At 67.9% G+C, this 21,017-nt stretch carries 22 protein-coding genes; 5 read left to right on the top strand and 17 right to left on the bottom strand.

Annotation, left to right across the window (positions count from 1 at the left end; translation table 11 throughout):
• Nucleotides 1-47: 47 nt before the first annotated feature.
• Together pgeF and rluD are read right to left on the bottom strand one after the other, a co-directional pair.
• Nucleotides 48-788 carry a peptidoglycan editing factor PgeF gene (pgeF, locus tag EA346_RS06540; RefSeq protein WP_296756859.1) on the bottom strand — a complete coding sequence of 247 codons (741 nt, stop codon included), beginning with the start codon at nucleotides 786-788 and terminating at the stop codon, nucleotides 48-50.
• Nucleotides 785-1,744 (bottom strand): 23S rRNA pseudouridine(1911/1915/1917) synthase RluD, encoded by a 960-nt coding sequence (gene rluD / locus EA346_RS06535; RefSeq protein ID WP_296756857.1) that lies wholly within the window; start codon nucleotides 1,742-1,744, stop codon nucleotides 785-787. The genes pgeF and rluD overlap by 4 nt, the downstream gene beginning before the upstream one ends.
• Before the next feature lie 46 nt (nucleotides 1,745-1,790).
• Between rluD and EA346_RS06530 the strand changes: the two genes are divergently transcribed.
• Nucleotides 1,791-2,645: an outer membrane protein assembly factor BamD gene (locus EA346_RS06530; RefSeq protein ID WP_296756855.1), complete on the top strand. Its 855-nt coding sequence runs from the start codon at nucleotides 1,791-1,793 to the stop codon at nucleotides 2,643-2,645.
• Between the two features lie 92 nt (nucleotides 2,646-2,737).
• Here EA346_RS06530 and EA346_RS06525 read toward each other — a convergent pair whose 3' ends face one another.
• From EA346_RS06525 to sucC, 4 genes are read right to left on the bottom strand one after another with little or no spacing between them, the layout of a single operon-like run.
• Complete coding sequence (locus EA346_RS06525) at nucleotides 2,738-3,076, bottom strand: P-II family nitrogen regulator (RefSeq protein ID WP_296756853.1); 339 nt, start codon at nucleotides 3,074-3,076, stop codon at nucleotides 2,738-2,740.
• The gene (locus tag EA346_RS06520) at nucleotides 3,073-4,815 is read right to left on the bottom strand and encodes an NAD+ synthase (protein WP_296756851.1); all 1,743 of its coding nucleotides are present in this window, start codon (nucleotides 4,813-4,815) and stop codon (nucleotides 3,073-3,075) included. Before EA346_RS06520 ends, EA346_RS06525 begins: the two co-directional genes overlap by 4 nt.
• Nucleotides 4,816-4,844: 29 nt before the next feature.
• Nucleotides 4,845-5,714 (bottom strand): succinate--CoA ligase subunit alpha, encoded by an 870-nt coding sequence (sucD, locus tag EA346_RS06515; RefSeq protein ID WP_296756849.1) that lies wholly within the window; start codon nucleotides 5,712-5,714, stop codon nucleotides 4,845-4,847.
• The gene (gene sucC, locus EA346_RS06510; protein WP_296756847.1) at nucleotides 5,711-6,871 is read right to left on the bottom strand and encodes an ADP-forming succinate--CoA ligase subunit beta; all 1,161 of its coding nucleotides are present in this window, start codon (nucleotides 6,869-6,871) and stop codon (nucleotides 5,711-5,713) included. The genes sucD and sucC overlap by 4 nt, the downstream gene beginning before the upstream one ends.
• 110 nt (nucleotides 6,872-6,981) lie before the next feature.
• Between sucC and EA346_RS06505 the strand changes: the two genes are divergently transcribed.
• The 3 genes from EA346_RS06505 (at nucleotide 6,982) to EA346_RS06495 (ending at nucleotide 10,339) form a co-directional block, all read left to right on the top strand.
• On the top strand, nucleotides 6,982-7,224 hold the full coding sequence (locus EA346_RS06505) for a PP0621 family protein (RefSeq protein ID WP_296756845.1): 243 nt from the start codon (nucleotides 6,982-6,984) through the stop codon (nucleotides 7,222-7,224).
• Between the two features lie 6 nt (nucleotides 7,225-7,230).
• On the top strand, nucleotides 7,231-8,829 hold the full coding sequence (locus EA346_RS06500) for an ATP-binding protein (RefSeq protein ID WP_296756842.1): 1,599 nt from the start codon (nucleotides 7,231-7,233) through the stop codon (nucleotides 8,827-8,829).
• Between the two features lie 148 nt (nucleotides 8,830-8,977).
• Entirely contained in the window at nucleotides 8,978-10,339 is a 1,362-nt protein-coding gene (locus EA346_RS06495) for a sigma-54 dependent transcriptional regulator (protein WP_296756840.1), read from the top strand.
• Here EA346_RS06495 and EA346_RS06490 read toward each other — a convergent pair.
• The 10 genes from EA346_RS06490 to EA346_RS06445 form a co-directional block, all read right to left on the bottom strand.
• Complete coding sequence (locus EA346_RS06490; protein WP_296756838.1) at nucleotides 10,336-10,926, bottom strand: Maf family protein; 591 nt, start codon at nucleotides 10,924-10,926, stop codon at nucleotides 10,336-10,338. The two genes, EA346_RS06495 and EA346_RS06490, sit on opposite strands and share 4 nt — an antisense overlap.
• On the bottom strand, nucleotides 10,923-11,393 hold the full coding sequence (gene rlmH, locus EA346_RS06485) for a 23S rRNA (pseudouridine(1915)-N(3))-methyltransferase RlmH (protein ID WP_296756836.1): 471 nt from the start codon (nucleotides 11,391-11,393) through the stop codon (nucleotides 10,923-10,925). Before rlmH ends, EA346_RS06490 begins: the two co-directional genes overlap by 4 nt.
• Before the next feature lie 10 nt (nucleotides 11,394-11,403).
• On the bottom strand, nucleotides 11,404-11,805 hold the full coding sequence (gene rsfS / locus EA346_RS06480; protein WP_296756834.1) for a ribosome silencing factor: 402 nt from the start codon (nucleotides 11,803-11,805) through the stop codon (nucleotides 11,404-11,406).
• 21 nt (nucleotides 11,806-11,826) lie between these two features.
• A complete protein-coding gene (gene nadD / locus EA346_RS06475; RefSeq protein WP_296756832.1) occupies nucleotides 11,827-12,471 on the bottom strand; it encodes a nicotinate-nucleotide adenylyltransferase in 645 nt (214 codons plus the stop codon).
• A gap of 86 nt (nucleotides 12,472-12,557) precedes the next feature.
• A complete protein-coding gene (locus EA346_RS06470; RefSeq protein ID WP_296756830.1) occupies nucleotides 12,558-13,850 on the bottom strand; it encodes a glutamate-5-semialdehyde dehydrogenase in 1,293 nt (430 codons plus the stop codon).
• The gene (gene holA / locus EA346_RS06465) at nucleotides 13,847-14,884 is read right to left on the bottom strand and encodes a DNA polymerase III subunit delta (protein WP_296756828.1); all 1,038 of its coding nucleotides are present in this window, start codon (nucleotides 14,882-14,884) and stop codon (nucleotides 13,847-13,849) included. Before holA ends, EA346_RS06470 begins: the two co-directional genes overlap by 4 nt.
• On the bottom strand, nucleotides 14,881-15,399 hold the full coding sequence (lptE, locus tag EA346_RS06460) for an LPS assembly lipoprotein LptE (RefSeq protein WP_296756826.1): 519 nt from the start codon (nucleotides 15,397-15,399) through the stop codon (nucleotides 14,881-14,883). The genes holA and lptE overlap by 4 nt, the downstream gene beginning before the upstream one ends.
• Nucleotides 15,396-17,987 (bottom strand): leucine--tRNA ligase, encoded by a 2,592-nt coding sequence (leuS, locus tag EA346_RS06455; RefSeq protein WP_296756823.1) that lies wholly within the window; start codon nucleotides 17,985-17,987, stop codon nucleotides 15,396-15,398. Before leuS ends, lptE begins: the two co-directional genes overlap by 4 nt.
• Nucleotides 17,988-18,084: 97 nt before the next feature.
• Nucleotides 18,085-18,288, bottom strand: coding sequence for a 4-oxalocrotonate tautomerase family protein (locus EA346_RS06450; protein ID WP_296756821.1), 204 nt, complete (start codon nucleotides 18,286-18,288; stop codon nucleotides 18,085-18,087).
• Between the two features lie 79 nt (nucleotides 18,289-18,367).
• Entirely contained in the window at nucleotides 18,368-18,754 is a 387-nt protein-coding gene (locus tag EA346_RS06445; protein ID WP_296756818.1) for a nuclear transport factor 2 family protein, read from the bottom strand.
• Nucleotides 18,755-18,956: 202 nt separating this feature from the next.
• On the opposite strand from EA346_RS06445, the gene EA346_RS06440 reads away from it, so the two are divergent.
• The gene (locus tag EA346_RS06440) at nucleotides 18,957-19,493 is read left to right on the top strand and encodes a zinc ribbon-containing protein (protein WP_296756816.1); all 537 of its coding nucleotides are present in this window, start codon (nucleotides 18,957-18,959) and stop codon (nucleotides 19,491-19,493) included.
• On the opposite strand, the gene lnt is transcribed toward EA346_RS06440, so the two are convergent.
• Nucleotides 19,494-20,981 (bottom strand): apolipoprotein N-acyltransferase, encoded by a 1,488-nt coding sequence (lnt, locus tag EA346_RS06435; protein ID WP_296756861.1) that lies wholly within the window; start codon nucleotides 20,979-20,981, stop codon nucleotides 19,494-19,496.
• Nucleotides 20,982-21,017: the final 36 nt, after the last annotated feature.

Below are 21,017 nucleotides of genomic sequence, written 5' to 3'. Positions count from 1 at the left end.
GGCGGGCGGCCGGCTCCGCATCGTGGCACCCGCCTCAGGGGCAACCCTCAAAAAACCCGCCAGATCAGGGTGGCCATGCGGCCGCAGACGCCGTCGCGGCGGTAGGAGAAGAAGGTCTCGGACTCGGTGTAGGTGCAGCGGCCGCCGCCATGGATGTCCGCCACTCCGGCGCGTTCCAGGCGCAGCCGCGCCAGGCGGTAGATGTCCGCGAACCACCGGTCACCGGCACCGGCGCGGAAGGCGGCTGCGGCCGCTGGATGATCGGCGACGAAGGCGGCGCGCACCTCGGGACCGACCTCGAAGGCCGCGGGGCCGATCGCCGGACCCAGCCAGGCCATGATCTCCGCCGGTGGCCGGGCCATCGTCCGCAACGTCGCCTCCAGCACCCCACCGGCGAGGCCCCGCCATCCTGCATGCGCGGCCGCCACCACCGCGCCGTCATGGCTGCAGAAGAGCACCGGCAGGCAATCCGCGGTCTGCACGCTGCAGACCTCTCCCGGCGTGCGGCCGACCACGGCGTCGGCCTCCACTGCGGCAACCGTGGAACTTGCTTCGACGACGACCGCTCCGTGCACCTGCCGAGGCCACGACGGAATCCGGGCTAGGCCCAGCGCGCGGGCGAGCCGTTCGCGATTCTCCCGCACGGCCTCCGGATCGTCGCCGGTGTGCAGGGCAAGGTTCAGACTGTCCCAGGGGCCCCGGCTCACACCGCCGCTGCGGGTGGTCTGCACCGCGCGCAGGCCCGCCGGCAGAGGCCAGTCCGGGATGATCAGCGGGACTTCGGTCATCGTGCCTGACTTTGCGCGGCGTCCTTCTCCAGCGCGTCGAGGAGCGAACGGAAATCACCGGGCAGCGGGGCCTCGAACCGGCACTCGTCTTCCGTCACAGGGTGCGTCAGACCGAGCACGGCCGCATGCAGCGCCTGGCGCCGGAACGCCGCCAGGGCTTGCGCGGCCTCGGGCTGCATGTCGCGCACCGGTCGGGGCCGGCCTCCATAGACGGGGTCGCCCACCACCGGATGGCCGATCTGCGCCATGTGCACCCGGATCTGGTGCGTCCGGCCGGTATCCAAGCGCACCTGCAGCAGGCTGTGCGCACGCAGGCGCTGCAACACACGATAATGGGTGACTGCGGGCTTGCCACCGCTCACGACGGCCATGCGCTTGCGGTCCACGGGATGCCGTCCGATCGCCGCGTCCACCGTGCCGCCGCTGATCAGCACGCCCTGCACCAGCGCACGATATTCGCGGTGCACGCTGCGTTCCTGGAGTTGCCGCACCAGAGCCGTCTGGGCCGCAGCCGTGCGCGCAACGACCAGGAGTCCGGTCGTTTCCTTGTCCAGCCGATGCACGATGCCCGCGCGCGGCAGTGCCGCCAGTTCCGGTGCGTAATGCAGCAACGCATTGACCAGGGTGCCCTCGCGATGGCCGACGGCGGGGTGCACCACCAGCCCCGCCGGCTTGTCGATTACGATGATCGCCTCATCCGCATGCACAACGTTGAGCTCGATGGGCTCAGGCTGGGCCGCGGATGCCGGGGTGTCGGGAATCCGCAGGCGCACCTGCTCCCCTCCCCGAACCACCGACCTCGGCAGCGGCTGCCCCCCATCCACGGTCAACGCGCCTTCCTGCAGCCACTGCTTGAGCTGACTTCGTGAATACGCCGTGAGGACCCGCGCGAGCGCAGCATCGAGCCGCATCCCGGCGAGTTCGGACGGCAATTCCGTAAAAAGCTTCTCAGTCATCGAGGCTACGCGGGGCCACGCTGCATTGCTGTAGAATCCCGGGGTCATGCATCTGTTTCGAGGCTCCGCCGTGTCCCTGGCCCGTTCATTGATCGTTCTGATCGTCATCATAACCGCGTCCGGCTGTGCGAGCCTGCGCGAAGACCCGACACTGAACTGGTCGGCAAGTCAGCTCTACGGCGAGGCCAAGGCGGCGCTCGACGCCGGGAATTACGAGCAGGCGGTGGAATACTACGAACTCCTCGAGGCCCGCTTTCCCTTTGGCCGCTTCGCCCAGCAGGCCCAGATCGAGATTCCCTACGCCTACTACAGGGCGGGGGAGCCCGAGGCCGCACTGGCCGCCGTCGACCGCTTCGTGCAACTCAACCCGCGCCATCCCAACCTCGACTATGCCTACTACCTGCGCGGCCTGATCAACTTCAATCGCGATCAGGGGTTCCTGACCAGGCTCTTCCCGATGGACCCGGCGGAGATGGACACGAAGCCGCTGCAGCAGTCCTTCGAGGACTTCGGGCGCCTGATCAATGAATTCCCGGACAGCCGCTACGTGGAGGATTCCCGTCAGCGCATGATCTTCATCCGCAATGCACTGGCTTCCCACGAACTCCGGGTCGCGGAATTCTACGTGGAACGCCAGGCCTGGGTGGCCGCATCGCAGCGTGCGCGGTACGTGATCGAGCGCTACCAGGGTGCGGAGGTCATGCCACAGGCACTGGCGATCCTGTACCAGAGCTACCGTGCGCTGGACCTCGAGGATCACGCCGAAAACACGATGGCCGTCCTGGAACTGAATTTCCCCGAGCACGCGGAAGCGGCTCGGGCGGGCAGGCCGATCACGGTGGGCGCGGAAGCGGGCGGGCTTCGCCGCTGGGTCGAACGCCTGCCCTTCTTCGCAAACTGATCCGCTGGGGTCCGCGAAGAGGCGAGTGGGCTATGCGGGAAGTTCGGCGTCTCTGGTGAAGCGATCTGGTACCGAACTTTCCGCATCGCCCACTAGAGCGCCTCGCTGCCTTCCTCGCCGGTACGGATACGCACCGCCCGATCCACCGTTGTGACAAAGATCTTGCCGTCTCCGATCTTGCCGGTGCGCGAAGCCTTGATGATGGCCTCGATGCAGGAGTCGACCTGATCGTCGTCGACCACGAGCTCCAGCTTGACCTTGGGCAGAAAGTCCACCACATATTCGGCGCCGCGATAGAGCTCGGTATGCCCCTTCTGGCGGCCGAAGCCCTGCACCTCCGTCGCCGTCATTCCGGCGATGCCGGCCTCGGTCAAGGCTTCGCGTACGTCCTCGAGCTTGAACGGCTTGATGATCGCTTCAATCTTCTTCATGCATTCTCCTGAGCCTGGATGGCAGACCTTCGGCTTTCCTGATAACCGGAGGTAATGGGGTAACGCCGGTCGCGCCCGAAGGCGCGCGCGGAAACGCGTACGCCCGGAGCCGCCTGGCGCCGCTTGAATTCGGCGAGAAAGACCATGCGCGTGATGCGCTCCACTGTCTCCCGCTCGAAGCCCCTGGCAACGATGTCGTCCACGGAGGCCTCCTGTTCGACGAATGCCTCGAGGATCGCGTCCAGCACCGGATACGGCGGCAGAGAGTGTTCATCTTCCTGATCCGGGGCCAGTTCCGCGCTCGGCGGTCGCGTGATCACGCGCTCGGGAATCACACGCCCGATCCGATTGCGCATGCGTGCCAGACGATACACCCATTGCTTGGTCACGTCGCGCAGCGGCGCGAAACCGCCTGCCATGTCACCGTAGAGGGTCGCATAGCCCACCGCCATTTCGCTCTTGTTGCCGGTGGCGAGCAACAGCCGCCCGGTGCGGTTCGACAGCGCCATCAGCAACACGCCACGGCAGCGCGCCTGCAGGTTCTGCTCGGTGAGATCGCCGGGATCATGGCTCTGATCCGGAAAGGATTCCAGCAGTCCGGCCTTGAAGGCCTCGACCATGGGTTCGATGGCCAGTTCGCGGTAGTCGATGCCCAGCAAGACCGCCTGCTGCCGGGCGTCCTCGATGCTCATGGACGCGGTGTAGCGGTAGGGCATCATCACCGCCTCGACGGCATCCGGACCCAATGCGTCCACGGCCAGCGCCGCCGTCAGCGACGAATCGATGCCCCCGGACAGGCCAAAGAGCACCCCGGAGAAGTTGTTCTTGCGTACGTAGTCGCGAATGCCGACCATCAGCGCGCGGTACATGTCCAGAGCCTCGGGGTCCGGCACCGCCGGCTCCGCCGCCGCGCCCTCCTCGTCGTCGCCCCAGAGCAGCGAATCGGGCTGCGGATGTTCCAGTTCGGCATCGGCCTCGCGCAGACGCAGACCGCCATCGGCTTGGCGTTCGACGTCGATGAAGGCGAGGCCTGCGATCCACGCGGGCAGCAGCGGCTGAGCAACCCCGTCGGCGGCAACCATGAAGGAGCGGCCGTCGAAGACCAGTTCGTCCTGCCCTCCGACCATGTTGAGATAGATCACCGGGCAACCGGTCTCTCGCACGCGCTCCCGGACCACCGTTTCGCGTTCGGAGGCCTTGCCACGGTGGTAGGGCGACGCGTTCAGGTTCAGGATCAATTCGGCGCCGGCCTCTACGGCCAGGGCCGCCGGCTCGGGCCGCCAGATGTCCTCGCAGACGGTCAGCCCGATACGCAGACCCGCAACCTCGATCACGGAGGCATCCGTCCCGTGATGAAAGTACCTCTGTTCGTCGAAGACGCTGTAGTTGGGCAGCGTGTGCTTCGCATACTGCGCCTGCACCCGACCTTCACGAAGCAGCAGTGCCGCGTTGATCACGCCTTCCGGGGTAGCCACCGGCGCGCCCAGAATCAGATCGATGCCCTGCACCCGCGCGGCCAGCCATTCGATTTCCGCCGCGGCATCTGCGAGGAATCTTGGCCGGAGCAGCAGATCCTCGGGTGGGTATCCGGTGATCGCGAGTTCGGGGCAGACCACCAGCGCGGCGCCCCGGGCCCGCGCGCGTTCCGTGGCGTCCAGGATCATCCGGGCATTGCGCCCCAGCGCACCGACCACGGGGTTCATCTGCACCAGGGCCACGCGCATGGGAGGGGAGGACATCGACGCGAGGATCCCGCGACCCGGCTCGACTAGGCCAGCGCCCGGGCCATCGCGGCACCGAGCTCGGCCGGGCTGGCGGCGATCTCCGCACCCGCGTCGCGCAGGGCCGCGATCTTCTGCTGCGCGGTGCCCTGCCCTCCGGCGATGATCGCCCCCGCGTGCCCCATGCGCCGGCCGGGCGGCGCAGTGGCCCCGGCGATGTAGGCCGCGACCGGTTTGGTGTAGGACTCCCGGATGTAACGCGCCGCGCGTTCTTCGGCATCGCCACCGATCTCGCCGACCATCAGCACGCCTTCGGTCTCGGGATCCTCGGCGAACAGCCGCAGGCAATCGACGAAGTCCATGCCCTGGATCGGGTCGCCGCCGATCCCGATACAGGTGCTCTGGCCAAGCCCGAGGTCACTGGTCTGCTTGACCGCTTCGTAAGTCAGGGTGCCGGAGCGGGACACGATACCGACACGGCCACGCCTGTGAATGTAACCGGGCATGATGCCGATCTTGCAGGCCTCGGGCGTGATGATGCCCGGACAGTTGGGACCGATCAGCCGCGCCGCGGTCTGCCCCAGGTACTGCTTCACCCGGATCATGTCCTGGACCGGAATACCTTCGGTGATGCAGACCACCAGTTCGATGCCGGCGTCGGCCGCCTCGCAGATCGCGTCGGCGGCAAAGGCGGCGGGAACATAGATCATGCTGGCCTGGGCTCCCGCCTCGCTGACGGCCTGGGCCACGGTGTCGAAGACCGGCAGGTCCAGGTGTCGTTGCCCGCCCTTGCCCGGCGTCACGCCGCCGACGAGGTTTGTACCGTAGGCGATCGCCTGTTCGGAGTGGAAGGTACCCTGCTTGCCGGTGAAGCCCTGGCAGATCACCCGAGTCTCGCGATCGACGAGGATGCTCATGCGGCGGCCTCCACGGCCGCGCGTGCGGCGCGGTCGAGATCGGCCGCGGCCAGGATATCGAGCCCGCTGGCGGCCAGCGCCTCTCTCCCGGCCTCGGCATTGGTGCCCTCCAGGCGCACGATCACCGGCACCGCGACGTGCACCTCGCGGATCGCGGCGATGATGCCTTCGGCGATCAGGTCACAGCGCACGATGCCTCCGAAAATATTCACCAGCACCGCGCGTACCGCCGTGTCGGACAGGATCAGCTTGAAGGCCTCGGTCACGCGTTCCACCGTGGTGCCGCCGCCCACGTCAAGAAAATTGGCGGGCTGTCCGCCGTGATACTGGATCAGGTCCATCGTCGCCATCGCCAATCCCGCGCCATTGACCATGCAGCCAATGTTGCCGTCGAGGCGAATATAGTTCAGATCGTGTTCCTGGGCGCGTTCCTCCGCCTCGTGCCGCTGGCGGGCATCGCGCAGCCCGAAGATCTCGCGCTGGCGATAGGCCGCGGAGTCGTCGATCACCAGTTTGCCATCGAGCGCCAGGAGCTGCTCGTCCACGGTCAGCACCAGCGGGTTGATCTCCAGCAGCTGGGCATCCGAGGACTGGAACAGCCGGTGGGCATCGTGGACCAGCTTCGCCACCGCCCGGGCAGGCTCGGCCTTCAGTCCCAGCACCTGCGCGACGCGGCGCCCGTGAAACGGCATCACGCCGGTCACGGGATGGATCTGCATGGTCACCACGGCCTCCGGTCGCTCCCGGGCCAGGGTCTCGATATCCATGCCGCCCTCGGCGGACACGACCATCGCCACCGACTCCCGCGCCCGATCCACCAGCATGCCGAAATAGAATTCGCGCGCGATCGCCGCGGCCGGCTCCATCAGGACCTGGTCCACGGGCAGCCCCTCGGGCCCGCTTTGCCCCGTGACCAGCCGTGTGCCGAGCAGTCTCGCCACCGCCGCCTCGGCCTCGGCCGGGCCGGTCACGTGCACCACCCCGCCGGCCTTCCCGCGGCCGCCGCTGTGCACCTGGGCCTTGACCAGCGCGCTCGCGGACTCGAGCCGCGGCCATGCCTCCCGGGCATCGCCGATCCTGGTAATGAGCTCGGCCGGAGGCACCGGGATGCCTGCGGAGCGGAACAGGGCCTTGGCCTGGAATTCGTGCAGGTTCATGCGACCGGAGCATAACGACCCCCCGGGCCAGCGACAACTGCCAGCGCGTAGACTGCGTGACCCAAGGGAAGGTATCCGAAGCGGGAAGCGTCGGTGTTAGAATCCTGCGGATGAGAATCCTGCTCCTAATCGCCGCGATCGTGGGCGTGTTCATGATCGTGCGCACGCTGCTGCGGAACCCGGGCAGAAAGACGCCCGAGAAGCCGGGACGGATCAAGGAGCAGGGCGCCGTGGTGCGCTGTGCTCACTGTGGTGTCCACGTGCCGCAGTTCGAGGCCTACCGATCCGGATCAAAAATGTATTGTTCGCGCGATCATGCCCTGGAGGACAAGTCCTCCGGCAGCGACGACTGAACCCCGGTGGGAGCACACGACGAGACCTCGCGATCCCTCTGGCTGACCGCGCTCTACCGCCTCTTCGTCGCCGCATTCCTGCTCTGGCTGGGCACCCTCGCTCCCGGTGACCCGGGCTTCGTGCCTGCAGCGCCGGGAATCTACCTGTTCGCAACGGTCACCTATCTGGCGCTGGCCGTGGTGCTGGCGGCGCTTGCAAGAAATGCCCCGGACACGGACCAGAGGCAACTGAACCACCAGGCCATCGTCGGGGCAATGGTCGACATCGGCGCCATCAGCCTGATCCTGCTGACAACCGGTGGCGTGCAGACCGGCCTCGGCCTGCTGCTGATCCCGGCGGTTGCTGCCGCCGCGACGATGACCAGCGGCCGGATCAGCCTCCTGGTCGCCGCCCTGGCGACCCTGGCGGTACTGATCACGGAACTCGCCGTGGGTCCGGCCATGCCCTGGCCCTTCGAGCCGGCGCCGACCCAGGCCGGCCTGCTGGGCGCAACCCTGTTCGCGGCAGTGCTCCTGACCTGGCGCCTGGCCCAGCGCGCCGGCCGCAGCGAGGCCCAGGTGGCGCGCCAGGAGGTGGACCTGGCCAACCTCGCCGAACTCAACGCGCAGATCATCGCGCGCATGGATGCCGGCGTGATCGCGGTGGCCCCCGACGGCAACATCAGCAGCATCAACGAGGCGGCACGCCGCCTGCTGCCGCCGCGATCCGGCCTGGCGCTGCGCGACCTGTCGCCGCGACTCGCCGCGCTGGTGGAGATCTGGCGGGCGGAGCAGGGTCGGCCCGTGTCCCGCCAGCTCCAGGGCGACGCCGAGCAGACCGAACTGGCGGTGCGCCTGGCGCCCCTGGGCCTGGACGGTGAACAGGGAACGTTGCTGATTCTCGAGGACGCCGCCGAGCTCAAGCGCAGGAACCACGCCGCCAAGCTGCAGTCGATCGGCCGGCTGACGGCGAGCATCGCGCACGAGATCCGCAATCCGCTGGGCGCGATCAGCCACAGCGCACAGCTGCTCGGGGAATCCAGCAATCTCGACGCCGCCGACCAGCGTCTCCTCGAGATCATCCACAAGCAGAGCAAGCGCGTCGATGCCGTGATCCGCAACGTGCTCGGACTCTCCAGCGGCCGGGCGGCCGAACGGGAGCTGCTGTCACTGGAAGATCGGCTCGAGCGCTTCGCCGAGGACTTCTGCACAGGCCTGCGGATTCCCCGTACATCCCTGCACATCGGCGTGCACCCGCGCGACTCGGAGGTGCTGTTCGACCCCTCGCATCTCAGCCAGGTGTTGTGGAACCTGTGCATGAACGCCCGGACGCACGGAGGTCACGACGGGCCGGACAGCGGACCGATCATCCTGCGCGGCGGAGCCGGGCAGATCCGCAAGGGAGTGACGCTGGACGTGATCGACCATGGTCCGGGGATTGCGCCAGGGGAGCAGGAGGACCTGTTCGAGCCCTTCACATCGACCGCGCCGGGGGGCACGGGGCTCGGCCTCTACATCTCACGGCTGATCTGCGAGAACAACGGCGCCGGGCTGGAGTACGTGCAGCACCCCCACGGCGGATGCTTCCGCATCCTGTTTGCGCCGTCGGATTCTGACATCATGTAAGCACATGTTAAGGAACGGCGTGCAATGGCCGATAACCCGGGGGGAGTGGACATTGTGTCCCGTCGCCCGTTGCACCTGGAATGGATGGCGTACCGTCCATCATGCCCGCGCCATGTGGATCGCTTCCGCCAGACCCTGAGGACGTCAGATGAGCATCAAGCAAGTGCTGGTCGTCGATGATGAACCGGATATCTGCGAACTTCTGGAGATCACCCTGCAGCGCATGGGGATCGAGACCGTCAGCACCACGCGCATGCGCCACGCCGTGAACCTGCTGGGGAAGCAGCGTTTCGATCTTTGCCTAACCGACATGCGCATGCCCGACGGCGACGGCCTGGAGCTCGTACAGCACATCCAGCGGCACTGCCCGGAACTGCCTGTGGCGGTCATCACCGCGCATGGCTGTGTCGACACGGCGGTGCGGGCCCTGCAGCTGGGCGCCTTCGATTTCGTCACCAAGCCCGTGGACCTGCCGCTGCTGCGGCGGCTGGTCGACAGCGCGCTGCGGCTCGCAAGGCCGGAGGCACCGGGACCCGCCGCGCAGGCACCGGTGAAAGAGGACGGGGCCAGCCCGTTACTCGGACGCTCCGGGGCGATGATGCAACTGCGCGCAACGGTCGCCAGGCTGGCACGCAGCCAGGCCCCGGTGATCGTGCTGGGCGAGTCGGGTTCGGGCAAGGAACTGGTGGCTCGCGAAATCCACCGCCTGGGCCCCCGCTCGGCACAGCCATTCGTTCCGGTGAACTGCGGGGCGATCCCCTCGGAGCTGATGGAGAGTGAATTCTTCGGACACCAGAAGGGTGCGTTCACCGGCGCCATTCAGAACAAGACGGGGCTGTTCCGGGAGGCACACGGCGGTACGCTGTTCCTCGACGAGGTCGCGGAACTGCCGCTGGCCCTGCAGGTCAAGCTCCTGCGCGCCCTGCAGGAGCGCGCGATCAAACCGGTGGGGGCCAACCGCGAGGAGAGTGTGGACGTGCGCATCGTCTCGGCGACACACAAGAACCTCGCGGACGAGGTGCAGCACGGCCGCTTCCGGCAGGATCTCTTCTACCGGCTCAACGTGGTCGAACTCCGGGCCCCGCCACTGCGGGAACGTCCCGAGGATATCGCCGAGTTGGCCGCCCACATCCTCCGCGACATCGCCGCGCAATGGCAGATCTCCGGTCTGGCGCTTTCGCCGGCGGCGCTGGATCGCCTCTGCGGGTACCCTTTCCCGGGCAATGTCCGTGAGCTGGAGAATATCCTGGAACGGGCGGCGGTGATGGTCGATGGCCCGCTCATCGGCGCCGACACGCTGGTGTTCCCGGAACGCAACCGAAACGCCGAATCCGCGTCAATGCCCGCGACCCATGGCGTCGGCCTCGACGACCACCTCGCCGAACAGGAACGGAGGGCACTGGAAGCGGCGCTGGAGCAGGCTGCCGGGAACCGCACCGCGGCGGCCCGTACACTCGGCCTGAGCTTCCGCCAGATGCGCTATCGCCTGAAGAAACTCGGGATCGACTAGTCGATCATCCGCTCGGGCGGGTCGGGGATCTCCCGCAGCATGGCGTCCAATTCGAACAGCGGCAGGCCCACCACGTTGCTGTAGGATCCGGCCAGGAAGCGGACGAAGGCCGCTGCCCTGCCCTGAATGGCGTAAGCGCCGGCCTTTCCGAGCGGCTCCCCGGTGGCGAGATAGGCCGCGATCTCGTCGGCGGCGATGTCGCGCATCCACACCCGGGTCCTGACTGCATCCACGCGGGTCGCGAAGCCGCTGCGCGCGAGGGCCAATCCGCTGTGTACCGTGTGCGCGCGGCCCGAAAGGCGTTCGAGCATCGCAGCCGCCTCGGCGGCATCTGCCGGCTTGCCGAGTATCTCCTTACCGACGGCAACCACGGTATCGGCACCGAGCACCCATTGACCCGGCTCGCTATTCCCCACGGCGCTCTCCGCCTTGCCGCGCGCCAGGCGCAGCACCAGCTCGCGCGGCGCCTCGCCGGGGACCGGGGATTCGTCGATGTCCACCGCAGCGACTCTGAACGACACGCCGAGTTGTGCCAGCAACTCCCTGCGGCGCGGCGAAGCGGAGGCGAGCAGCAGTGCCCCGCTCATGCGCGGTGGTAGGGGTGGTTGTTCAGCAACGACCAGGCGCGATAGAGCTGCTCGGCCACGAGGACGCGAACCAGCATGTGCGGAAAGGTCAGCGGCGACAGCGACCAGACCCAGTCCGCCCGCTCCCGAACGGCGTCATCCAGTCCTGCCGCGCCGCCGATGACCAGGGCGACGTCCCGTCCCGACTGCTGCCAGCGCGCCAGGCGCCTGGCCATGCCCCTGGTGTCCACGACGTCGCCGCCCTCGTCCAGCGCCACCACCAGCGCCTGCCCGGGAACGGCCGCCAGCAGGGCCTGACCCTCCACCCTGCGCAGCGTGGAGGTGTCCATCGCCCGGGAGCGGGCCGGGTTGGGCAGCGCCTGCAGCGTCAGTGCGATGTCCCGCGGCATGCGCCCGGCATACTCGGCGAACCCCGTGGCCACCCACTCCGGCATCCGCTGGCCGATCGCGAGCAACTGCAGACGCATGCTGGCACGCTCAGCGGCGCATGCGCCGGACCAGGGCCGGCCCGGGAACCGGATCGTCCGTCGACGCCAGCGTGGTGTCCACGCCGGCATCCTCGGCAAGCCAGAGTTTCTCCAGGTTGTAGAAGTCCCTGACCTTGGGCAGCATCACATGCACGATCACGTCGTTCAGGTCCACCAGCACCCATTCCTGGCCGTCCTGGCCCTCGATCCCGAGCGGCTTCACGCCGGACTCCTTGGCCTTGATCGCCACCGAGTCGGCCAGTGACTTCACGTGCCGGTTCGATGTACCGCTGGCGATGACCATGAAATCCGCGAGCGGGGTCTTCCCCCGCACATCCAGCACGCGGATCTCCTGTCCCTTCATGTCTTCCAGGGCCTGGGTCACGAGTTCGACAAGGCTATCACTCTGCATCGGTTGTTTCCTGGACTGGGGTCACTGTGGATCCTCGGTATCGGGTGGGTAGAGATCGTGTTCGGTGATGTAGTCCCGCACATCGTCGGGCAACAGATAACGGGGGCTGCGGCCGGCCCGCAGACGCTCGCGGATGTCGGTCGCGGAGATGTCGAGCTGCGTCACCGACTGAAAGAAGACCAGCCCGGAGGCCCTGTCTTCCAGTCCCGCACGGGACTCGGTCGCCGGAGCCAGTTCGAGGTAGGCCGCGTGCTCCGGAATGGAACTGCCGGGTCGGTGTGCGACCACGACGTGCGCCAACGCCGGGATCTCCCGCCAGCGGTGCCACGTGTCGAGACCGGCAAAGGCATCCAGGCCCATGATCAGCAGCAGCGGGCCGTCCGCCCCGATCTCGCCGCGCAGGCTGCGCAGGGTATCGACGGTATAGGACGGCCCGGCGCGATCCAGCTCCCGGGAGTCGACCCGGAAGCCCGGCACGCCCGCGATCGCCCGCTCGACCATGGCCAGCCGATGCCGGGCAGCTGCCGCCGGGGCAGCACGGTGCGGCGGCACATGGCTGGGGATGAAAAGCAGCTCGCGCAGCCCGAGACACTCGTGCACCTCGAGTGCCGGACGCAGGTGCCCGAAGTGGATGGGATCGAAAGTTCCGCCAAGGATGCCGATCACGGGCCCGTACGGCTCCCGGATCCCCGATGCCCCGGAGACACGGTGAACGTGCTCCCGGGCTGGGGGCGAATCATCGCGGGAACCCCTCAACTGCGGACATGCCCATCCCCGAGGACGACGTACTTCTGGGTCGTCAGACCCTCCAGGCCGACCGGGCCCCGCGCGTGCAGCTTGTCGGTGCTGATGCCGATCTCCGCACCCAGCCCGTACTCGAAGCCGTCGGCAAAACGCGTGGAGGCGTTGACCATCACCGAGCTGGAGTCGACCGCGCGCAGGAAGCGGCGCGCTGCGCTCCAGTCCTCGGTGATGATGCTGTCGGTATGCTGCGAGCCATAGGTATTGATGTGGTCCATCGCGGCGTCCAGGGAATCGACGACCCGGACCGCCAGCACCGGGGCGAGGTACTCCTCCGACCAGTCACTCTCGGCGGCGGCCTGGATGTCCGGCAATACCGCCCGGGTGCGTTCGCAGCCCCGCAGTTCCACCCCGTGCCGGTCATAGGCGGCCTTCAGCCGTGGCAGCATCTCGGCCGCGCGCTCGGCATGGACCAGCAGTGTCTCCATGGTGTTGCAGGTGCCGTAGCGTTGGGTCTTCGCATTCACCGCCACCGCGAAGGCCTTGTCGGCATCCGCGTGCGTGTCGATGTAGACATGGCAGACGCCGTCCAGGTGCTTGATCACTGGCACCCGCGATTCCCGACTGACTCGCTCGATCAGGCCCTTGCCGCCGCGCGGCACGATGACGTCCACGTACTCCGACAGCTGCAGCAACTCGCCCACGGCCGCGCGGTCGGCGGTCGCGACGATCTGTACCGCGGTCCGCGGCAGCCCCGAGGCCACCAGACCCGCCTGGATGATCTCCGCCAGCGCCCGATTGGAATGCAGGGCCTCGGAACCACCGCGCAGAATCGTCGCGTTGCCGGACTTCAGGCACAGTGCGGCGGCGTCGATGGTCACATTCGGGCGCGACTCGTAGATGATGCCGATCACTCCGAGGGGCACCCGCATGCGACCCACCTGGATCCCGCTGGGGCGATAGGCCAGTCCGGTGATCTCACCCACCGGATCGGGCAGACTGGCGACCTGTCGGCAACCCTCGGCCATCGCCTCGATGCGGGCATCGTCCAGGGTCAGACGATCCAGCATCGCATCGTCCAGACCGCGCGCCCGTCCGGCCTCGATGTCGCGCCTGTTCACCTCGACCAGTGCGCCGCGCTGGCCGATGATCACATCGGCAATGGCCATCAGTGCCGTATTCTTGCGTCCCGACTCCGCCTCGGCGACAACGCGTGATGCGGCGCGGGCATCCCTGCCCATCGCCTGCATGTAGGCGGGGATGTCCGTGACCATGGCTCGAGGCTGCAAACTGACGGCGTTCATGCGAATTCGCTCTCCATGCCCTCCAAGGGACGGCCCGAGAGGGCCGCCACCAAGTCTAGCAACTGCCTGCCCGCGTTGCCCGTTTCCCGGCCCTTGATCACCCGGTCCACCTGCGCCGCACGCGCCAGCAGGACGAGCGCCGCCGGCGCATCGACCCGGTCGAGCGCCTTGCGCAGGGCGCCCGCATCCGTGCCCCAGAAACCCTTCACCACGTTTGCCGGCGCCTCGCCCGCGGCGCGCCGCTGCGCTGCCTGGGCCAGGGCCCGGATGTCACGGCTCAACGCCCAGAGGATCAGCGGCTCCGGCTGTCCCTCCGCCAGCATCCCACGCAGCATGCGCAGGGCGCGGGCCGTCTGCCCGGACAGCGCCGTGGAGGGCAGCTCGAACAGGTCGAAACGGGCCATATCCGCCAGCCCCTGCTGCAGGGTCTCGACATCGACCTCGGTGACGCCCGCCAGCGTCAGTTTTTCTACCTCCTGCCGCGCGGCCAGCAGATTGCCCTCCACGCGTGCGGACAGCAGTGCCAGTGCATCGTCACGGATCGTCATCCCGGCCCGCGACAGCCGCTCGCGGATCCAGGCCCCAAGGCGCGCGGGCGGAACCGGACGGGCGTGCACCACGCTCGCGGCACGTTCCATCGCCTTGAACCAGGCCGCTCGCCTCATGTCCTTGTCCGGCCGGGGTAGCTGAAGCAGCAGCACCAGGTCCGGTGCCGGCCTTTCCGCGTAACGCTTCAGGTGCTCGGCCCCGGCCTTCCCGGGCTTCCCGGAGGGCAGGCGCAGGTCGATCAGTCCGCGTTCCGCAAACAGCGAACGGTCGCGAATCGCGGCCTCGAAGGCATTCCAGTCGCCGGCCGCAGAAAGGTCCAGTACCGTTCGCGCGGCAAATCCGGAAGCGCGGGCCGCTGCTCGGACCGCGTCGCCCGCCTCCAGCGCCTGCAGCGGCTCCTCGCCGAGGATCACATAAACCGGCCGAAGTCCACGGGCCAGTTCGCCGTCCAGTCGCGCAGCGTCCACCGTCGGTGCCGGACTCAATCGTCGGCCCCTCCGTGCCGGCCACGCATCGCGGCCTGCACACGCAGAGCCAGCATCCGGACCAGGTCCCGGTTCATCGCCTGCGCCAGTTCCTCTTCCCGCTCGCTGCGGGTGAGAACCGACGCTGCATCGAAGACATAGATCCGGCTGGCCTCCAGACGGCCCAGGGGCAGTGGCTCCGCCTCGCCGGGCAGCCTGAGCTCGGTATCCAGCACCCGCACCAGTTCGTATTCACTGACCCGTGCAGCGCCCGTCACCGACAGGACGCGCCGATCGTCACGCAGGGACAGCACGCGCAGTTCCGCCGCCTCCGGCGAGCGTGCGCCAAGCACCTCGGCTCCTGCCGCGCGCAGATTCTGGACCAGCATCAGGTACAGGGAGTCCCGCACGCCGAGCCCGCTGATATAGATCGGATCCAGTTCCGACGGCCAATCCGGTGCGCCGCGCAGCTTGAAGCCGCACCCGGAGGCGAGAACCGCCGGCAGGAGGACGAAAAGCCGTCGTGCGCGGTTCACGAGGGCTTGACCACCAGGTTGACGAGCCGGCCGGGGACCACGATGACCTTCACGACCCTCTGCCCCTGCAGGTGCCGGAGCACATTGGCATCGTTACGCGCCGCCGCTTCGACGGCTTCCCGGGGCGCGTCGACAGGGACCCGGATCTGACCCCGGAGCTTCCCATTGACCTGCACCGCCAGGGTGACCTCGTCGACCGTGAGGGCATCGGTATCCACCTCGGGCCAGGCGGCGTCGGCGACCATGCCATGATTGCCGAGGGTCTCCCAAAGCGCTTGGGTGACATGCGGGACGATGGGCGCCAGCATCAATACGATCGCGTTCAGGCTCTCCCGCCGCAGGGCTGGTGCCGCCGGATCGGAATCGGGCAACCGGGCGATCTCGTTCAACAGTTCCATGTTGGCGGCGATGGCCGTGTTGAAGGTCTGACGCCGGCCGATGTCGTCGGAGACCTTGGCGATGGTCTCGTGCAGCTTGCGCCGCAGGTCCCGCGCCGGGCCGCCAAGGGCGTCAGGATCAGTGCGAACGGCAGCGCTCTCCGAACCGGTGAACTCGTAGACCTGCCGCCACAGGCGCTTCAGGAAGCGATGCGCCCCCTCGACCCCGGAATCCGACCACTCCAGCGACAGGTCCGGCGGCGCGGCGAACATGGTGAACAGACGCGCGGTATCGGCACCGTAGCGGTCGATCAGCGCCTGCGGATCGACGCCGTTGTTCTTGGACTTGGACATCTTCTCCATTCCGCCGACCCGCACTGGCTCACCATTGGCGCGTTCCCGCGCCTCCGTCGCGCCATCGGCCGTCCGGCTGACCTCGACGTCGGCGGGATTGACCCAGTCGCGACCGCCATCGGCACGCTCCCGGTAGAAGGTCGGCGCGATGACCATGCCCTGGGTCAGGAGCCGGGTAAAGGGCTCGTCGCTCTTGAGCAGGCCCTCGTCGCGCAGCAGCTTGTGGAAGAAACGCGCATAGAGCAGGTGCAGCACCGCATGCTCGACACCGCCCACGTACTGATCGACAGGCAACCAGTGGTCGGCGCGGGCATCGAGCATGGCTTCGCGGTTGTCGGCCGAGCAGTAGCGGGCGTAGTACCAAGAAGACTCGAAGAAGGTGTCGAAGGTGTCGGTCTCGCGCCGTGCGGGCCGGCCGCATTTCGGGCAGTCGACCTCGTGGAAGGACGCCAGCTTCGCCAGTGGAGACCCGGAACCATCGGGAATCACGTCCTCGGGCAGCACCACCGGCAGTTCGGACTCGGGCACCGGCACCACGCCGCAGTCGGCACAGTGAATCACGGGAATCGGGCAACCCCAGTAACGCTGCCGCGAGATGCCCCAGTCGCGCAGCCGGTAGTTGCGGCGGCGGCGCCCGAGACCGCGGGCCTCCAGGGCCTCGGCAATCGCCGTGAAGGCCTCCCGGGACGTCAGGCCGCTGAAGGCGCCGGAGGCCACCAGGCGCCCGTGCTCGGTGTAGGCGCGTTCGGTGATGTCCCATTCGCCGCCGTCCATCGGCTCGATGACCTGCAGGATCGGCAGCCCGTACTGCCTGGCAAAGGCGTGGTCGCGCTCGTCGTGCGCCGGAACCGACATCACCGCCCCGGTGCCGTACTCCATCAGCACGAAGTTGGCGACCCAGACCGGCACTTCGGCGCCGGTGAGCGGGTGCCGGGCGTGGACACCCAGCGGCCGCCCCAGCTTTTCCATCGTGGCCAGATCGGCCTCGGCCACGCCCCGCTTGCGGCAGGTCCCGACAAAGGCCGCCAGACCGGGATCGACCGTCATCAGGCGCGCCACCATCGGGTGTTCGGGGGCCAGGGCCAGGTAGCTGACACCCATCAGCGTATCCGGGCGGGTGGTGTAGACGGTGAGCTTTTCGCCGTCCGCGCAGAGGAAATCCAGTTCCACGCCCTCGGAACGCCCGATCCAGTTGCGCTGCATTGCGCGCACCTGCTCCGGCCAGCCATCCAGCCCGTCGAGTGCCTCCAGCAGTTCATCGGCGTAGTCGGTGATGCGCAGAAACCACTGCGGCATCTCGCGCCGCTCCACCGGCGCGCCCGAGCGCCAGCCCCTGCCGTCGATCACCTGTTCGTTCGCCAGCACGGTCTGGTCCACCGGATCCCAGTTCACCGTGGCCAGCTTGCGGTAGACGAGACCCTTCTCCAGCAGGCGGACGAACAGCCACTGCTCCCAGCGGTAATAGTCCGGGTCGCAGGTCGCGACTTCCCGGCTCCAGTCGTAAGCGAAGCCGAGCCGCTTGAGCTGGGTGCGCATCTGGGCGATATTCTGGCGGGTCCAGCGTGCCGGGGGTACGCCGTTGGCAATGGCCGCGTTCTCGGCCGGCAACCCGAAGGCATCCCAGCCCATCGGCTGCAGCACACTGCGCCCCTGCATGCGCTGGAAGCGGGCGATCACGTCGCCGATGGTGTAGTTGCGCACATGGCCCATGTGCAGCTTTCCCGAGGGATACGGGAACATCGACAGGCAGTAGAACGGCGAGCGGCCATCGTCCTCGCGCGCGGCAAAGCAGCCACCCTCCTCCCAGCGCTGCTGGACGGCGGTCTCGATCGCGGCGGGATCGTAGCTTTCCTGCATGGGGAACGAATCCTGGGTCGGGAGGAGGCGTCAGAATACCAGCCGTGGACCGCCCCGACCACGCTGGACACGCCTGGTGCGATACCCTCGGGCCGCGTCACTCGCCCCGCTGTCTTCGCTCGGTGACCATCTCGCCCGCGATGCCCCAGTTGTCCGTGGCGACCTCGTCGATCACCACGACCGTGGTCGCGGGGTTCTTGCCGAGGACGCGGCGCAGCAACTCCGTCGCACCCGCGATCAGTTCCGCCTTCTGTTCCCTGGTGACCCCTTCGTCCGTGATCCGAATGTTGACATACGGCATCTGCTTCCCCTTTTTCGCGCGTTACCGGGTCCGCCTTCGGACCCGTTCGTTGAGAGCCGGCAGAGCCCCTTTGCCAGGCTCAGGATTCACCACCCGCGCCGATCATCCGGCTGAACTCGCTGGCATCGAAGATCACCTCGAGGCGGACGATCCTGCCATCACGCACCCGCGCCAACTGCACCACGCGCTGCGTCTGGTGGCCGGTCATGTTCACGGTCACGTCGAGTACGTGACAGACGACGTCGTCCTGGGCGAAGCGGTGGACGATCCCGAGGTTGTGCAGGATCGCCGCCACGCCCCCCATGTTGTCCAAAAACTCGTCGGCGCTCTGGAAATGCCCGATCGGGCTGCGGTACTCGAAACCGTTGTCCACCAGATACCTGCGGGCGCCGGCGGTATCGCGGGCTGCCAGGGCGTCGAGGTAGCCCTCGACGACAGCGGTGGGCTCGATGGGGGTCAGGTTCACGACGGATCTCCCGGGGCTTTTCACCCGGATTATAGAGGGCGCCGGGCCGCTGCGGAGCGGGGAAAGGCGGCTGGCGGGATCGCGGGGGGCGCCGACCAGGGTTGCCGAAGCATCGGGCACTGCGGGCGACGGCACGGGCGCCCCCTCGACCGCGTGCCGTCGTGCTAAGTTAAGCGTAGGAAGTAGTCGAGGAGACGAGGAAATGAGCGAAAACGGGAGCCCGCGGGAAGACCGGCTGGAGAAGGCATACAGCGAGATGCTGAAGCTGGTGGCGGAAGAACTCGAGGCCCTTTCGGATCGCAGCAGCGTCGCGCTGAACGAGATGCTGGAAAATGCCCGGAAGAAGGTCGAGGCGGCGGAACATCTGAGTACGGAGGAGACGGAGCAGGTGATGGAGTACGTGCGCCGGGATCTCCACGATCTGGGCGCCTTCCTGGAATCCAGCAGTTCCGATTGGCGCGAATGGCTTCGTATCGACCTTGCGCTGATCGAGGCGGGAATACTGAATGCCCTGGGTTCGGTGGCCGACCGCACCAAGGTGGAACTCGCAGCGCTGGCGGCCCGGGCCTATCGGGTCGGCGAATGGCATACCGGGGAGATCACCGGACCCGGCGAACTGACCTGTCTGGACTGCGGCGGCACCACGCACATGTCCCGGGTCGGGCGCATCCCGCCCTGCCCCCATTGCCGTCACACGCGCTTTCACCGGGGGGGGCCGTCGCCGGAGGGTTCGGAGTAATCAGGCCCTGCGCAGGGAGCGAAGCGCGGGCAGCAACAGCAGCAGCGCCAGCAGCACGGCCGGCCAGGGACCGAAACGGGCAGCGGGAGTATGGCCCTGCTGCGGCTGGATCTCGCCGCGCAGGACCTCGCTGGTGAACAGGCCGGCTTGGGCGGTCACCCGGCCCTCGGCGTCGATCAGGGCCGAGATGCCCGTGTTGGTCGAGCGGATCATCGGCCGGCCCATCTCCAGCGAGCGTACCCGCGCGATCTGCAGGTGCTGGTGCGGCGCCAGGGTTGCGCCGAACCAGGCGTCGTTGCTCACGTTCAGCAGGAAGCCCGCCTCCGGCAGGGCCGTGCGAATACGCCGGGCGTAGGCCGCCTCGTAACAGATCGAAAGGCCTGCCACCTGCCCGGCCATCTCGACCCGTCCGCTGCCGGTGCCTGCGCTCAGGTCGGACATCGGGATGTCGAGCAGCCGGTCCAGCCAGGCAAGGCGATCCCGCAGCGGCAGATACTCGCCGAAAGGCACCAGCTGACGCTTGTCGTAGGTTGCCGCGCTGGGAATATGACGAATGCTGTTGTACATCGACCGGTCGACCGGATCGTAGTCGAAGATGCCGATCACCAGCTCGGTGCCGGCCTCCTCCATTGTCGCCGAGAATTGCTCCAGCTCGGAGTCGACCTCAAAGTAGAACGCGGGGATGGCCGTCTCCGGCCACACCAGCAGATCGACGCCCGCGGCCTCCTGGCTCATCCCGGTATACCGCGACATCGCGTGCCGTACCCCGTCTTCCTCCCACTTGCGGGCCTGCTCGATATTGCCCTGTACGATACCGACGCTGAGGCTCGGGCCGGCCGGCTCCACCCAGCGCCATGGCAACACCGCCGCCGATGCGGCCAGCAGCGCTGCCAGCAGCAGCGCGCCTGCGCTGAAACGACGGGCGGCGGCCAGCACCAGCACGGCTGCAAGCAACCCGACCAGCAATGCACCCCCGGCCTCTCCGACGACCGGGAGCCAGCCGCGCGCGGGACTGTCCAGCAGCACGTGCCCCACCAGCAGCCAGGGGAAACCCGAAAACAACCAGCCGCGCAACAGCTCCAGGATCACGAATCCGGCCACGAGCGCAAGCAGCCAGGAGGCCAGTGGCGCAGGACCGAGATACCGCGTCAGGCTCCAGGCCAGCAGTGCGGGATACAGCGCGAGGCAAAGCACGAAAAGCAAGGTCACCAGGGTCGCGACCAGCCAGGGCGCATCGCCAAAAATCAGCAGGCTGTTGAAGATCCAGGTAACCCCGAAGCCGAAGAAGGCGAGCCCGAAGGCATAGCCGTGGCGCAGGGCCGCGCGGGGGGTCGCCCCACGCAGAACGGCGAACCACAGCGCCAGTGCCAGCGGTGCCAGCAGATGGAGGTCGAAGGGGGCGAAGGCCAGCACCAGGACCGCGCCGGCAAGAACGGACAGACCCGTGGCGGACCACCCCGTCAGAGGTCTGCCCGCGAGCCACAGCAACGGCTCCGGCGCCCGGACCGGCTTCGACCCCTCGCC

Source organism: Thioalkalivibrio sp., assembly GCF_007692535.1.
Lineage (GTDB): Bacteria > Pseudomonadota > Gammaproteobacteria > Ectothiorhodospirales > Ectothiorhodospiraceae > Thioalkalivibrio.
The sequence above is the reverse complement of the archived record's forward strand: the minus strand, read 5'-3'. Positions and strand labels throughout refer to the sequence as shown.